Origin of the sequence: Candidatus Methanoperedens nitratireducens, assembly GCF_000685155.1 — an archaeon.
Classification (GTDB): Archaea; Halobacteriota; Methanosarcinia; order Methanosarcinales; family Methanoperedenaceae; genus Methanoperedens; species Methanoperedens nitratireducens.
Genome location: NZ_JMIY01000007.1, coordinates 189,816 through 205,210, shown reverse-complemented (window position 1 = coordinate 205,210; position 15,395 = coordinate 189,816). Strand labels below are relative to the sequence as shown.

Annotated in this window: 15 protein-coding genes; 12 read left to right on the top strand and 3 right to left on the bottom strand. The window is 43.3% G+C overall.

The window, feature by feature from the left end; translation table 11 throughout:
• Positions 1–134: 134 nt before the first annotated feature.
• The 11 genes from hyfB (at position 135) to ANME2D_RS12960 (ending at position 9,438) form a co-directional block, all read left to right on the top strand.
• Entirely contained in the window at positions 135–2,162 is a 2,028-nt protein-coding gene (gene hyfB / locus ANME2D_RS13010; protein ID WP_081810283.1) for a hydrogenase 4 subunit B, read from the top strand.
• Complete coding sequence (locus ANME2D_RS13005; RefSeq protein WP_048092516.1) at positions 2,163–3,110, top strand: respiratory chain complex I subunit 1 family protein; 948 nt, start codon at positions 2,163–2,165, stop codon at positions 3,108–3,110.
• A 3-nt stretch (positions 3,111–3,113) separates the two neighbouring features.
• The gene (locus tag ANME2D_RS13000; RefSeq protein ID WP_048092514.1) at positions 3,114–3,773 is read left to right on the top strand and encodes a hypothetical protein; all 660 of its coding nucleotides are present in this window, start codon (positions 3,114–3,116) and stop codon (positions 3,771–3,773) included.
• Between the two features lie 5 nt (positions 3,774–3,778).
• Entirely contained in the window at positions 3,779–5,233 is a 1,455-nt protein-coding gene (locus tag ANME2D_RS12995) for a hydrogenase 4 subunit F (protein WP_048092512.1), read from the top strand.
• Positions 5,234–5,237: 4 nt separating this feature from the next.
• Complete coding sequence (locus ANME2D_RS12990; RefSeq protein ID WP_048092510.1) at positions 5,238–6,806, top strand: hydrogenase large subunit; 1,569 nt, start codon at positions 5,238–5,240, stop codon at positions 6,804–6,806.
• 8 nt (positions 6,807–6,814) lie between these two features.
• Complete coding sequence (locus ANME2D_RS18485) at positions 6,815–7,153, top strand: 4Fe-4S dicluster domain-containing protein (RefSeq protein ID WP_198527432.1); 339 nt, start codon at positions 6,815–6,817, stop codon at positions 7,151–7,153.
• Positions 7,150–7,638, top strand: coding sequence for an NADH-quinone oxidoreductase subunit B family protein (locus ANME2D_RS18480; protein ID WP_048092508.1), 489 nt, complete (start codon positions 7,150–7,152; stop codon positions 7,636–7,638). The genes ANME2D_RS18485 and ANME2D_RS18480 overlap by 4 nt, the downstream gene beginning before the upstream one ends.
• Complete coding sequence (locus tag ANME2D_RS12975; RefSeq protein ID WP_048092506.1) at positions 7,635–8,069, top strand: universal stress protein; 435 nt, start codon at positions 7,635–7,637, stop codon at positions 8,067–8,069. The genes ANME2D_RS18480 and ANME2D_RS12975 overlap by 4 nt, the downstream gene beginning before the upstream one ends.
• Positions 8,070–8,207: 138 nt before the next feature.
• Positions 8,208–8,471 (top strand): AbrB/MazE/SpoVT family DNA-binding domain-containing protein, encoded by a 264-nt coding sequence (locus ANME2D_RS12970; protein ID WP_052368926.1) that lies wholly within the window; start codon positions 8,208–8,210, stop codon positions 8,469–8,471.
• Between the two features lie 9 nt (positions 8,472–8,480).
• The gene (locus ANME2D_RS12965; RefSeq protein ID WP_052368925.1) at positions 8,481–8,903 is read left to right on the top strand and encodes a putative toxin-antitoxin system toxin component, PIN family; all 423 of its coding nucleotides are present in this window, start codon (positions 8,481–8,483) and stop codon (positions 8,901–8,903) included.
• A 103-nt stretch (positions 8,904–9,006) separates the two neighbouring features.
• Positions 9,007–9,438 carry a peptidylprolyl isomerase gene (locus tag ANME2D_RS12960; protein WP_048092504.1) on the top strand — a complete coding sequence of 144 codons (432 nt, stop codon included), beginning with the start codon at positions 9,007–9,009 and terminating at the stop codon, positions 9,436–9,438.
• A gap of 50 nt (positions 9,439–9,488) precedes the next feature.
• Here ANME2D_RS12960 and ANME2D_RS12955 read toward each other — a convergent pair whose 3' ends face one another.
• Positions 9,489–9,995, bottom strand: a complete 507-nt coding sequence (locus tag ANME2D_RS12955; protein ID WP_048092499.1) for a hypothetical protein — start codon at positions 9,993–9,995, stop codon at positions 9,489–9,491.
• A gap of 5 nt (positions 9,996–10,000) precedes the next feature.
• Positions 10,001–10,417 (bottom strand): DUF22 domain-containing protein, encoded by a 417-nt coding sequence (locus ANME2D_RS12950; RefSeq protein WP_048092497.1) that lies wholly within the window; start codon positions 10,415–10,417, stop codon positions 10,001–10,003.
• Between the two features lie 148 nt (positions 10,418–10,565).
• Here ANME2D_RS12950 and ANME2D_RS12945 point away from each other — a divergent pair, with 148 nt between their 5' ends.
• The gene (locus ANME2D_RS12945; RefSeq protein ID WP_048092495.1) at positions 10,566–11,006 is read left to right on the top strand and encodes a nitroreductase family deazaflavin-dependent oxidoreductase; all 441 of its coding nucleotides are present in this window, start codon (positions 10,566–10,568) and stop codon (positions 11,004–11,006) included.
• Here the strand turns inward: ANME2D_RS12945 and ANME2D_RS17065 are convergent.
• Positions 10,981–15,090 carry an S-layer protein domain-containing protein gene (locus ANME2D_RS17065; protein WP_052368924.1) on the bottom strand — a complete coding sequence of 1,370 codons (4,110 nt, stop codon included), beginning with the start codon at positions 15,088–15,090 and terminating at the stop codon, positions 10,981–10,983. The genes ANME2D_RS12945 and ANME2D_RS17065 overlap by 26 nt on opposite strands.
• Between the last annotated feature and the right edge of the window lie 305 nt (positions 15,091–15,395).

The following is a 15,395-nucleotide window of genomic DNA, read 5'->3' as shown; positions in this document are numbered from 1 at the left end:
TAAATACAAACACGTAGGTAATGGGAGGCTCTGTTGCTCATAAATTAAAAATTAAAAAGCAGGTACTAAAAATGTCATTCGTGTTTGCGGTTAAAACCGTAGGGCGATAGAATTGATTGCTTCTGGTGGTGTTTATGGAATATACTTACTTACTTATTGGACTTATCATCTCTTATCTGATTGGCGCTGCATCATCAATCATACTGAATAAAAAGGATCATCTCTGCGCCTGTGCCGCTTTCATAAGCGCATCAATAGCATCAGTTTTTGGGATTATTCTTTCATTGTCCGTAGTTTTTGGTGAAACCTTTACCTTCACTCTATCGAGCTCATCGTTTTTGAATTTCGGCTTTTTTGTGGACAGGCTATCTGCATTCTTCATTCTTTTGATATCGATTGCCGTCTTTGCAGTCTCGATCTACTCAATCGGGTATGCAAAAGAGTATTTCGGAAAAAAGAATATCGGCTATCTTGGTTTCCTGTATAACATATTCATTCTCTCAATGATTCTCGTAGTTACAGCTAATAATGCTGTCATGTTCCTGATAGTCTGGGAATTGATGTCTGTGATCTCTTATTTTCTTGTGGTATATGAACATGAGAAACCAGAGGTCAGGAAGGCGGGCTTTATCTATATCGTGATGACCCATATCGGAACCGGATTTATAATCCTCTCATTCCTGATCCTGGCAAGCGGAAGCGGCAGTTTCGATTTCGAAACCTTCAGCTCTACAGGCGCGGCGATGCCGCAGATGCTCAAAGACCTCGTTTTCCTGTTCGCTTTGATAGGTTTTGGGGCAAAGGCAGGTATAGTGCCTCTTCATATCTGGCTCCCTTATGCGCATCCTGCAGCGCCAAGCAATGTATCCGCGCTCATGTCCGGGGTTATGATTAAGACTGCGATTTATATGCTGATCCGAGTCTTCTTTGATTTCCTTGGCGCGGGTGTGCTGTGGTGGGGTGTATTAGTATTGATCCTGGCATCAGCATCCGCACTTCTCGGGGTGATGTATGCTCTCATGGAACACGACATAAAGCGCCTCCTTGCGTACCACAGCGTCGAAAACATCGGGATCATCCTTATCGGCATCAGTGTATCAATGATATTCGTATCTTCAGGGTATACTGAGCTTGCTGCATTCGGATTGATCGCAGGATTATACCATACAGTAAACCATGCTGTGTTCAAATCCTTACTTTTCATGGGGGCTGGTTCACTGATATACTCAACCCATACAAGGAACATGGAAGATATGGGCGGTCTGCTTAAAAAGATGCCCTGGACAGGTCTGTTTTTCCTGGTTGGTTCAATATCCATCTCTGCGCTTCCACCTCTTAACGGCTTTGTGAGCGAGTGGCTCACCTTCCAGGCACAACTGCTGAGCATTAATCTCTCAGATAACATCATAAAGATAGCAGTATTATCCAGCGGCGCAGCCCTTGCCCTTACAAGCGCTCTTGCAGCCGCGTGTTTTGTCAAAGCGTTCGGGATAAGCTTCCTTGCCCTCCCGCGCAGTAAGGCGGTAGAGCACGCAAAAGAGGGGCCAAAAAGCATGCTTTTCGGTATGGGTACACTTTCGCTTCTCTGTATTATCCTTGGCGTATTACCTTTCTACTTTGTGCCAGTTCTTAATTCAATTGCAGCACCTCTTGTGGGCACAACAATATCAAAAGTCACATTTGATCTATCTCTTGCTGTGTTCAGCCTCAGATCAGAGAGCATCTCTACGATGTGGCTGTTCCTGATGCTGTTCATATTCTTATCCCTCCCGTTCATTCTGGCACTTGCAGTCGGTGGAAGGACACCAACGAAAACATATGATACATGGGGATGTGGACAGCCAGTCACAACAGCACGGAACGAATATACAGCTACCGCTTTCTCAAAGCCGATACGCATGTGGCTTGGCAATATCTACCGCCCTCACAGGGAGATACAGATTACCTATGCAGGCTCGCCTTACTTCAAGGAGAGACTAACTTTCGATGCACAGGTCGAGCCAATCTTCGAGAAATATATGTATGAGCCTGTTGCAGGACTTGTGGTTTCAGTATCAAGGATATTGAGGGTTATACAGACAGGCAGCATCCATGCATACCTTGCCTATATCTTTATAACGCTGATAATTCTTTTCGCTTTCGTGATATCAGGAGGCGGCTAAATGCTCATACAGGCTGGCATTGTACTTCTCCAGGTACTTATCATCCTTGCGCTTGCACCTCTTTTAAGCGGTATAATCAAAAAGATAAAGGCGTTCTTCCAGATACGCAAAGGCCCGAGCATCTTCCAGCCTTATTACGATATTGCAAAACTTCTGCGTAAGGAATCGGTGGTATCTGAGAATGTCTCATGGGTATTCCATGCTGCGCCAGCGATCTCGTTTGCCGCCATACTGACAGCAGGTCTTCTTATTCCGATCTATATTTCAGATATGCCTTTTGATTTTGCAGGAGACCTGATCGCTGTTGTTTACCTCTTTGCCCTGGCGCGGTTTTTTACTGCTCTTGCGTCGCTGGATACTGGGAGTTCCTTTGGTGGAATGGGTGCAAGCAGGGAGATGTTCATCGCATCCATGGTTGAGCCTGCTTTAATGCTTTCTGTATTCGCGATAGCGCTCAATGTGGGTTCAACAAATCTAAGCTATATTTCACAGACCATTTCAATGGCTGGTATTGATGCAGTCTCGCCGTATCATCTGCTTGCATTTGTAGCCCTGTTTATTATTGCAATCGCAGAGACTGGAAGAATACCTGTAGATAACCCTGCCACGCATCTTGAACTGACAATGATCCATGAGGCCATGATACTTGAGTACTCCGGGAAGCAACTGGCCATAATCGAACTTGGAGTAATGATAAAACAACTGCTGGTTTTCTCACTGCTTGCCAACATTTTCTTCCCCTGGGGCATATCATCGGGCTTTGGTATTGGGATAGTCATATCTCTTATAGTTTATCTCATCAAGATCGTGTTTCTGGGGGCATGTATGGCGATGCTTGAGACTTCGACCGCAAAATGGAGATTGTTCAGATTACCCAATTTGCTTTCGATCTCTCTGATGCTCTCGTTCCTTGCGCTTGTTTCGTTTATTATTGTAAAAGGAGGATAGGATATGTCAGAACTTGTTTTCGGTTCTAAAATTATGCAGTTGATAATCGCATTGATACTGGTTTCGACCTTTATGATCCTGGGCTCGACACGGCTTTATTCATGCGTGAGAGCCTTTGGGATCCAGTCATTTTTACTGGCAAGCGTGGCAGGTATAGTAGCGTACTCGACAGGAAGATATGAGATCTATATTATCGCCCTTCTTACACTGGTTATAAAAGCAGCGGTAATCCCGTATATTTTTATTTATATAATCCGTGAGATCAAAGTTAAAAGGGAAATCGATCTCTATGTCAATATATCACCCTCACTTATAATCGGAGGCGTGCTTATTGTTATTTCGTATTACCTTATACGCTCGATAAACATCAGGACAGAGCTCTCAAGTTTTGCCCTCTCAGCATCCATGTCGCTGGTATCAATCGGACTTTTCATTATGATCTCACGGAAAAAAGCTATAATGCAGATGCTTGGCATCCTGATAATGGAAAACGGGCTTTTCCTTGGCGCCATATCACTGACGCATGGAATGCCATTACTGGTTGAGCTTGGAATATTCTTTGATGTCCTGATAGGTGTTCTTATCATGGGCATACTGATATTCAGGATAAATAAGACCTTCGAGTGTATTGATACAGATATGCTCAAAACATTGATAGGTTGATTAACATGATCGAGTATCTACTTCTTGCTCCGGTTATTACAGGCATATTATGCCTTTTCACAAAAACGCGAAAACAGGTTGAGGTTGTAAGCTTAACAGGCTCGATAATCACACTTCTCCTTGGCTTGATACTGGTGGTGCAGGTGTACAGGTATGATATTATCATTTCATGGCAAAATGCATTATTTGCTGATGCCTTCAGCGCATTCATTGTCCTGATCGTTTCCATAGTGGGTTTTGTAGCCTCGATATACTCGACCGGTTACATGGGACATGAATTAGAGCACAGAATCATTGATCTTAGAAAATTGAGAATATACTATGCCCTTTTTCACGTTTTCATGTTCACCATGCTTCTTGTAGGGGTGACGAACAACCTGGGTCTCTGGATTGCAATAGAGATGACAACCCTTGTCTCAGCTCTTCTTATGATCCTTTATTCCAGGAAATCCTCTATTGAGGCGGCATGGAAATACATGATAATATGTACAGTAGGTATTACGTTTGCACTCTTTGGTACTATACTCACCTACTATGCCTCAGTAAATATTTTAGGAGAGACCGGAGAAGCGCTTAACTGGACATCCCTTCTTGCTGTTGCAGACCAGTTCGATCCTGCTATAATGAGGCTTGCATTCATTTTTATTCTCATAGGCTACGGCACCAAAGCCGGGCTTGCCCCCATGCATACATGGCTTCCCGATGCCCACAGCGAGGCTCCCACGCCTGTAAGCGCGCTACTCTCAGGCGTTCTTCTTAACTGCGCCATGTACGGCATCATACGCTTTAATACAATAGCCTCAAGATCAACAGGCACGGAGTTCTCAAGCAACCTTCTTATCGTATTCGGGCTTTTATCTATTGGCATAGCGGTGCCATTTATACTTCTGCAGGAGGATTATAAACGGCTCCTGGCATACAGCAGTGTAGAGCATATGGGCATAGTTGCACTCGGGATAGGTTTTGGCGGCATCTTCGGTGTGTTTGGTGCAATACTTCACATGTTCAACCATGCAATGACAAAGTCATTCATGTTCTTTGGTGCGGGAAATGTGCTGTTAAAGCACAAGACCAAAGAGATAGATAAGGTATCCGGGACCCTAAAATCAATGCCTTTTACAGGTCCAATGCTGATCATAGGGGGGCTTGCCATAACAGGCTCACCGCCTTTTAGCATATTCATAAGCGAATTCACCATACTTGCAGCAGGTTTCTCGCGGGGATATATAGTCTCTTCAGTCCTGTTCCTCCTATTTATAATAATAATATTTGCAGGCTTTTTCTATCATATCAGCAGGATGGTGCTCGGGGTACCAAAACCTGAGATAAAGACCGGGGAAGTGAGCAGGTGGATGCTGGGTGCAATGGCGGTATTGATCGTGTTCATGTTCGTACTCGGTGTTTACATACCTCCGTATTTTTATGAAATGCTTATGAAAGTCGTTAATGTTGTGAGGTGATACAATGAGAAATGGATATGTGGATGCTATAAGGAAAGAATTCACAGAGCTTATTATAGAAGAAACGTTTTCTCAGAATGAGACCTACCTCACAGTAAAAAAAGATGCGAATGTAAAGATATGTGATTACTTATACCACCATCTCAAATTTCCTTTAATTTTGATGTTCGCTACAGATGAGAGAGAAAAGGACGGGTGCTTTAAGGTACACTATGTTTTTTCAGTTGATGAGGAAGATGCCTTCATAATAATAAAAGTAAATATTGAAGAAAGGGTACCCCGGTATAAGTCCCTTACCCACAGGGTACCGGCTGCCAACTGGTATGAGCGTGAGATACAGGATATGTTCGGTTTGGTTCCGCAGGGGCATCCAGACCCAAGACGCCTTGTATTGTTTGAGGACTGGCCAGCAGGTTTATATCCACTCAGGAAGGATTTTAATATTAAGACAAAACCAGAGCGCATACAAGGCGAATATATCTACCGCAGGGTGGAGGGTGAAGGTGTTTTTGAGATTCCTGTCGGACCTGTGCATGCAGGGGTCATAGAACCAGGGCACTTCAGGTTCAGTGTGGCGGGTGAACCTATCCTCAATCTTGAGATAAGACATTTCTATACCCATAAGGGTATAGAGAAACTGTTTGAGAACATACCAATCGATAAAGCAGTATTTCTTGCAGAGAGAATCTCAGGCGACAGCTCGGTAGCACATGCAGTGGCTTTCTGCCAGGCCGTTGAAAAGATAGCAGGCATCGCAATCCCGTCCCGCGCAAAATATATAAGGACTATCCTGCTTGAACTTGAGCGGCTGTATAACCATCTGGGTGATATTGCCGGTATAGCAACTGATGTTGCTTTTGCCTTCGGCGCAGCTCATGCCAGCAGGCTTAAGGAGGACGTATTACAGCTAAATGAGTTCATTACAGGAAGCAGGCTGCTGCGGGGAATGATCACTACAGGAGGTGTGCGGCGGGATATCGGCGATAAAAAGGGCAATGTTTTGCTTAAGCTCTCATCGCTCCAGCAGGATTTCAGGAAGCTTGTGGAACTTCTCATGGATATGCCGTCCGTCGTTGATAGAATTGAAACAACTGGACGCATATATAACGATATTGCAAAGGAACTGCATGTTGTTGGACCTGCAGGACGTGCCTCAGGTATGGACAGGGATACAAGGCGCGACCATCCCTATGCAGCCTATCCTGAACTCAACTTCAAAGTACCGGTACATAAGAGCGGGGATGTGTATGCAAGGACAAAGTTAAGGGCAGATGAGGTACATGAATCCATAGGCATTATCGAGCAGGCTTTCCGGTCGCTTCCGGACGGTGATATTAAAACCGAGGTCAAAGAGATCGCGGATGGCTGTGCACTTGGCTACACAGAAGCACCAAGAGGAGAGACCATTTACTGGGTGATAACGCAGGGAAACAGGATAGAGAGATGCAAGGTACGGGATCCATCCTTTTGCAACTGGCTTGCTATAGAATATGCAGTCCTTGATAATATAGTCCCTGATTTTCCGATAATCAACAAGAGCCTGAGCTTATCATACTCAGGTAATGATATGTAGGTGGGAAAATGCTTGAGATCCTGAAACTAAGACTCCAAACAGGCACAGTAACTACAGGGTATCCTGCAAAGCCCGACATTGCTCCAGAGGGATTTCGCGGAAAACCAGAGATCCTCAGTGATATGTGCACGTACTGCGGCAAATGTATGAACGCCTGCCCGCCGGGTGTGATATGGCTGACCGAGGAGATTGGCGAGAAAATTCTCACATTATCGTACTGCGGGTGCATATTCTGCGGCAGATGCGAAGATGTCTGCCCTTACGGTGCAATCAAACTCACACGGGAGTATGAGATTGCATCAAAGACAAAGGATGATCTACTTACTATAATACGGAGGAAGTTATGAAAGTAGAGGATGAGATCGAGATCATGGGGCAGCGCCTAAATTACAGGATAAAGAACATCTTCGGGCGCTCACTGCACATACGTGAGGTGGATGCGGGTTCATGCAACGCCTGTGAGGTTGAAGTGACCTCACTCTCAAACCCGATATATGATATTGAGCGCTTTGGCCTTCACATTGTGGCGTCTCCACGCCATGCAGATATGTTATTGGTCACAGGCCCTGTGACGCGGAACATGGAGCTTGCTCTTCTTAAAACATATAATGCCACGCCCTCACCTAAACTTGTGGCTGCAATGGGATCGTGCGCCTGCTGTGGGGGGATATTCGGGGATACTTATGCAAGCGGTGGCGGTGTTGATAGGTTCATCCCTGTGGATGTGTATATTCCTGGATGTCCGCCCAGGCCGCAGGCTGTTATATTTGGCCTGATGGTAGCTATTGATAAGCTTGAGCAAAAAATAAGAAAAACAGAGGCAAAAACATGACACGATATGAGATATTGGCAGCTACGGATGGTTCTGATTACGCAAGGAAGGCAGAAATCGCGGCTATGAAAATCACAAGATCTTATAACATCCACATGGCAGCCATCTACGTTGCCGTTGCCCACAAAGACTCAGAGCGTGAGGAACTCGTAGCTAAGGGTGAAGAAGTATTGAGCCGCGTTGTAGAGACTGGAGCCAGGATGGGTGTTGATGTGCAGAAGATCCTGGTTGGAGTAAGTATGCAGCGTATGCCAAAGATAGGTGTGCGCGCAGATACGATCGCACGCGCAATTCTGGATGCTGCCGGGAAGTATAAGGTGCATACCATTGTTATGGGCGGAAAGGGTGAATCTGAGATTAATCCTGAGCTTGGAAGCGTGGCAGAAGCAGTGGTCAGGAAAGCCAGATGCACAGTGCTGGTGGCGAGATGAACCACCCCGCCCTTTCCAGTAGTTGGCAATATAGGTAAATATAGAATCATTTTCACACCTGAAGAACGACCATTTGGGAATGTAGCTAAGATAGTTTCAACGAAAAGTTTATGTCTTACAAACAAGACAAGACTTACCATGAGCACAACAATTGATATGGTAACTATATCCTCAAAGGGCCAGATAGTAATTCCCAAGAAGATACTGAAAGCACTTGGATTGAAGGAGCAGGATAAGTTATTGATTTTCAGCAAGGGAGAAAACATCCTTTTAAAGAAGATCAAACCTGAAATGCTTGAGAAGAGTTTAAGGGAGATATTGATGCCTGTTCGCAAGGAAGCAGAAGCCAGAGGTCTTACTGAGAAAGATGTAGAAGAAGAGATCAAAGCTTATAGAGCGTGAGAAGTCTGAATGATAAAATTAGTTCTTGATACTAACGTGTTAGTTTCAGCTTTAATCTCAGCCAAAAGCAATCCTGCCCTACTACTGGATGCTGCCGGGGAAAATTACTCTCTCTATATCTCAAAAGAAATACTCAGCGAACTGGAAGGTGTAATTTCAAGAGAAAAATTCGGCTTTTCGGATGAAAGAATAGATACAGCTATTGAAGCTATTTTGTCATTCTCCGAAATTATAAATCCTGGAATTAAACTGGATGTTATAAAATCAGATTCCGATGATAATAAAATACTGGAATGTGCGGTCGCATGCTGTGCTTCGTATATAGTTTCAGGCGATAAACATCTACTTGATTTGAAAGAATATGGGAATATTAAGATAATAAATCCAAAAGAAGCTATCGATTTGTTAGATATCAAACAAGATGAAATGTGAGCATAAATCATGCCAGAAAAAATAGATGAGAATTTTTAATTCTAACTTTGCCTGTTTTACATGACCAATAATTATAAGAAACTTCCAGTTAAAAGTGATACCTATGCCAAACAGAACTACAATCTTGGAAACTGTAAAAGGAACAATAAAATTCGAACTTTACGAAAAAGAAGCGCCAATTACTACAAAGAACTTCATAGACCTGACCCAGAATGGGTTCTATAACGGCCTGACCTTCCACAGGGTTGAGCCAGGATTTGTGATTCAGGGCGGCGATCCAAAAGGAGATGGTACAGGAGGCTCAGGAAAGACAATCCCTCTTGAGATAGCTCCATCACTCACCCACAGGAAAGGCGCAGTAGGAATGGCGCGCTCGCAGGACCCGAATAGTGCAAGCTCTCAGTTCTATATCTGTATTGAAGATGCAAAGTTCCTGGATAAGAACTATGCAGTATTCGGACAGGTGATCGAAGGTCAGGATGTCGTTGCAAAGATCAGAAAGGGGGACAAGATTCTAAAAGCAACTATACAATAAACTCATATCTTTTTCTAATTATAATAGATAAATAAAAGTAAAAAGAGGGACTAGCTCACAAACTTTGGTGAGAAATACTTTTTGATAACAGTATCACATCTACCGCATGTTATCATGAGCCAGTCGCCTACATCCTGTTTATCATAATGATCGAATATAGATGTACCGCAATTGGGACAGACACAGTATCTCTTGAAATAGTAGTTATAGAACGAAGGATAGCGCTCAAGCCAGTTGATCGTCTGAAGAAGTCTCTCAAGATACCTCTGTTTTCCACCTTCAGCACCTTTTCGCATCTCCTCAAACACACGCTCTTCCATGGATTTGATATGGCGCTTGCTGTGTTTTCTTATCCGCTGATAATCACTGATGAACTGCTTTCTGTTCTCAAGATATCTCAGATAACCTGCTTTTGTACTGGAGCCCTCGTATCTCAGTGTTCTAAGGAAGTATTCACTCATCAGGTCTTCCATTAGATCGGCGCATTCGGTGCATATGTTATGGTCTTCATAGTGTTTTGAGTCCTGATCGCCCTTGCATATTTTGCAAGTTTCCATTATCCTCACCCGACCTGTAAAGGTTTAGTAGCTTCACGTGTGAACATTATGGGATACAGGTTCAGTACAGAGAGAAGATCCCCTTTTTTGATCTCGCCAGATTCCTGCCCCAGTATATAAGCCGTATCTATGACACGATCGATCTCCACAGGTGCCGGACCTTCCTTAGCCCCCACCTTTATTACCGATACCAGTGCATGATGGCTAAAAGCGCAGGGCATCGCAAGCATATCCTTCTGTACCTTGATCTCCTTTACCTTTATGCGCTCAAGTTTCCCCGCACCTATGGTAATATCCTCGTTTGCGATTACCATCTCCCATTTTGCCCTTGTGGCTATTGTGAATTCATATGGCGATGCTCTAACTTTTTTTCTGTCTAGCTTCCCGGTGTCACGGGAAACAACATTTACGATCTCGCTCATAAAGTTCCTCCTACTTATAGTAAATAGCGGTCATAGTACTTAAAATTTATCATGGTTAATAATGACAATAAGTAATAGGATAATAAATAAATAATGTAATCATTAGGGACTTATACCCGTGGATTAATTCATGATCCAGTGATATCCAATGATACTGACCAATATTTTCAACCCTTTCATGATTTTGCTCCTGCGCTCACCTCTCCACATGCTGGCCAGTAAAAGTACGCTGCTCATAACCTTTACAGGGCGCAAGAGCGGCAAATCATACACCACTCCAGTCAATTATGTGCCTGACGGCGATGTCCTTTACATCGTAAGCCTGCGCAGCCGCACCTGGTGGAGGAACCTGCGGGGAGGTGCTCATGTCATTGTGCGCCTGCGCGGCCGAAGCCTGGAGGCTGAAGGGGATGTTATTGAGGACTATGAGAGCGTGGAAAAAGAATTAATGAAGTATCTGCAAAAGGTTCCCCAGTATGGCAGATACTTCAAGGTGAGGCTTGATCCCGGGGGTCATCCCGACCCAGAGGATGTCGCCAGGGCGGCACAGGACAGGGTCATGATCAGGCTCCTTTCTTTCCAGATCTGACCAGCAATTCTTTAACCGCATCAAGATTTAATTTTCGTCTTATTGTTTCCATGTTCATGTTGCTTCTTATTGTTTCAAGGTCTATCATATTTTTTGCAGTCAATATATAGATTATAATTACTCCCAGGCCTGTTGCTATTATACCGATCAGGAGGTAGTTTGTGGGTTCTTCCTTAACCTCTACCAGTCCTTTCTGCCCCAGGATCTCGATCGTATAATTTCCCGGCAGAGTATCCTCTTCTGATGAGATTAATCTCTTTGCTTTTCGTGTAAAGTTGATCTCCTTTATATCACCCGGAGCAAGAGTAACAGACATGGTATCCACAACAGTGTTGTTAATGATAAGGTCCACAGGAAGTGTATCAGCTTTAGTACCTGTGTTTGTGATATTTGATCTTATTACGACTTCCTGATTAGTGAAAACAACATCTGGTGTGACGTTGATATCAAGGGCCTTATACTCAGAGAACGGCATCCTGACTTCGATATCTCTGGAGACTGTGATATAACCATCCTTTGATGCAGATATAGTATGTGTTCCGCTTGTCTCTAGCTTGTAGTTCAGGGTGCCTTCGCTATCAGTTGTGCCAATGGTCACATTATCATATGCCACGGTCGCACCACTGACAGGTGTGCCGTTGTGCATGACCCGTATGGTTATTGTTTCGAACTGGTCTGCCTTTGCAGGGGCATCTATGCTCAGCCTGAGCTCAATATATTCCAGAACCTCTATGCTCTTACTTGTCTTCAGGTAGCCAAGCATGTCTGCTGTTATATTGTAGGTACCTTTCATTGTTCTTGGAAGGGTATAGTTAAGCACCCCGTCACTGTCGGTCTTATCAGCGATCTGTCCGATCACCGGATCGATAGATATAGATGCGCCCTCGACCACATTCCCCCCGGCTGTAACCTTTATCTTAATGGCATCCCCGGCCGTAGCTTTAGCAGGAGCATCTATTATAAGCTGATTTGCCACCATCTCAGGGGATACGTCCACGGCAAAATAGAACCTCAATGTATCGCTATCTGCTACCTTCAGTTTAATGTTACCCATCAGGTTCTCAGTTCTGCCCTTATCCAGGCTTATACTTCCATAATTGCTCATCTCTATCTCATTCTCATTTACATTGCTGACCTCCATTCTGTCGAATTTATCCCCGCCTTTGATCGTGGTGGCGCTCTCGGATATCTGGAACATCCCCCTCAGGAATGCGGCCTGAATTTCCTGACCTGAGAATACGCTCTCAAACCGCACCATTATTAAAGGAAGGTCTGATACACTTCCCACCCTCTTTGTATATACATAGGTCTCACCTGCTGAAAGCGGGGTTGAATCCACCTCGCCCCCATCTTTTAGAAGTGATATGAGCATTGTCCTTGCACCCATATCTATGTCCTTTGCCTTCAGGACATAGCCCTCCTTCAGGGTAAGAGTGCCTCCCACAGATATAGTGCGCTGGGTATCGTCATCTATAAGCACCTTGTGAAGCTGTCCCTGGGAGAGCACGCTTTTTCCAGCAAAATTTGTTCTTGGCCTTGTATCGGCTATATCGGTGTTGCCTGTATAGCCTGCAAAGTATTTCTCTGCCATAAAGCCTATAACCTGATATTTGCCGAAATTGGAGTAGCCAAAGCTCACTTCTTCCGGCTTTGTGGTGTAGATGAGTTTTCCGTCCTTTATTGTCCTGCTAGTTAATGGCTCATCGAGTTTCAGGCTCTCACTGCCTATACCATCGTCAAGGTCATAGTAAAACCCTATGCTTGTCTTGCCTATGTTCATTCCGAAGTTGTAAGGAGTCCATATATCAACAGTGTCATCTTCTCTATAGACAGTACTTCTGACCTCGAATTTCCCTGTTTTTTCAACAGAAAGGGCAAAGCGAACAACACTGCTGTTACCTGCCACAACTATTTTTATATCGCCCATCACATCCTCAGTTCTCCCCTCACTCAGGCTTATTGTATCTTTATTCTTCATCTCTATTTTATCCTTATCTACGCTTGTGACCTCCATCCTGCCGAACCTGTTCCCATTCTTAACTGTGGTAGCGCTCTCGGATATCTGGAACATCCCCTTCAGGAATGCAGCCTGAATTTCCTGACCTGAGAATACATTATCGAATCTTGCGATTATTAAAGGAAGGTCTGATACACTTCCCACCCTCTTTGTATATACATAGGTCTCACCTGCTGAAAGCGGGGTTGAATCCACCTCGTCCCCGTCCTTTAGCAGGGATATAAGCATCGTCCTTGCACCCATGTCAATGTCCTTTGCCTTAAGGACATAGCCCTCCTTCAGGGTAAGAGTGCTTCCTACAGATACGGTGCGCTGGGTATCGTCATCTATAAGCACCTTGTGAAGCTGTCCCTGGGAGAGCACGCTTATTCCATCAAAATTTGTTCTCGGCCTTGTGTTGGCTACAGTGGTGTTGCCTGTATAGCCTGCAAAATACTTCTCTGCCATGAAGCCTATGACCTCGTACTTGCCGAAATTGGAGTAGCCGAAGCTCACTTCTTCTGGCTTTGTGGTGTAGGTAAGATCATCCCTGTCAATGTTTCTATCATTGTGATTACCCAGCGTTATCGTAATCTCCTCGCTGCCGACATTATCCCTGAAATCATAATAGAACCCGGAGAAGCTCATAGGATTCCATGTATAGGTGGTAGAGAACTCATCCGGCCTGCCGCCGTCCCAGATGCGGTTGCCTTTGAAGAAGAATTTGGGTGGGACGAATATCGTGACGTCTTGAGTTTTAAATATGCTAGAATTTTCTTGAGAAGTAGCGTTTATTCTTATTGTAAAGTTTCCAGAAGTGCTGCTAGAGAAGTTCATGCTTAGAGTCCCTTTTTCGCTTGGCTGGAGGCTACCAGTGTTTTCCTTACTTAAAATTGCTCTAGTATCATTGGTCGTTATAGTAAAATTGTCGTTCACGTTTCCTGTGTTGGTAATTTCAATTGTAAAAGTCGCATTTTCTTTTAAAGATACTTGCCTATGTGCTGGAGTTACATCTAACACAAGATCATGGATTGTTTTGACTTCCGTTGTCGTGAGCACGCTTGCGGTTTTGTTCGGATTATTTATAGATGTAGCTGTGACGTTAACAATGAACGTTCCATCAGTAGGGCTACTTACATTTAAAGATATATCTATCGAGCTTCCATTAGCCAAGTTAGTTATATTAGATTGACTCAAAACTGCTTGAATTGGATTATTTTCAATCGTGAGATTATATGAATCGGTTTGTTCTCCAATATTTGTTAATGTCAACGTGTAAGTACCATTTACCCCTGGGGGTACTATTTTAGTTGATGGAGGAACAACAGTTAAACTAACATTAAAAGGAGATACTACATTGGTAGTTGTACTAATACTTTTAGCTATAGCAGGATTGCCTGCTGATGTTGCATTAACAGTAACTTTAAAAGAACCTTCAGACTCATTGGTTACGTTCAAGAAAACGTTTACTGGCACACCTTTACTTAAAGTAATTGAAGTTTCACTTAAACTCGCAATCGCAGCAGCATTTTCATTAGTTACTTCTAACTCTATAATATCTGTTTCATTATCCCCTGTATGATTTATCGTTAATGTGTACGTAGCATTTATGTTTGGTTTAGTAGTTTTACTATCAGCATCTGCCGTAATGCTAAAATTGAATGATTCTTGTGCCGCTGTAGGAGGCGCATTTGCGACAACAAAGAAAGTTGAGGTATCACTCTTCGTGTTGTTGGTGGAATTATCATCAGTAACGGTTACATTAAGTTGGTATGTGCCATTTGCTAAAATTGTTGTATCAAGGGCAGTACTATAATTATAAGTTCCTGGAGATAAAACAGTAGTATTAGTTAAAAAATTCATCCAAGGTATAGATTCATTTTTATAAAAAAATTCAACCTTTGTTATATCATCAAGTGTGTCGATTACTGTTGCTGAAAATTCAAAAGTTCCATTTATAGCAGAATTATTGGCTGGCGAAATTACTGTTATAGTTATATCTTGCGCCGCTGCCATTGTTAAGTATATCGTGCTCAATACCATCAACAATACAAAAGCAATCCCTGTAATAAATCCCTTAATTCTCATATATTTCCTCTGAAAACCGTATCTCTATTATCCTCATACCTCACCTAATAAACCATATCACAAACATGCGATACCTATAGGACTGTTGTTTCCTAAGAACTCATTCTATAAATAATTTCTGTGACAAACGCCAACTTGAAGCAGTTTTATCGATATTATATGTAATTTAATATCTTTATATCTTTAGATATGTAGTTTTTTGATCTAATTGAATTTGCTAAATCAGATCAGTTGAAAAGACTCAAGAGAATTTTGAAAAACCCCATTTGACCGAAGTATTTAATACATAATAATTATATTTAGTT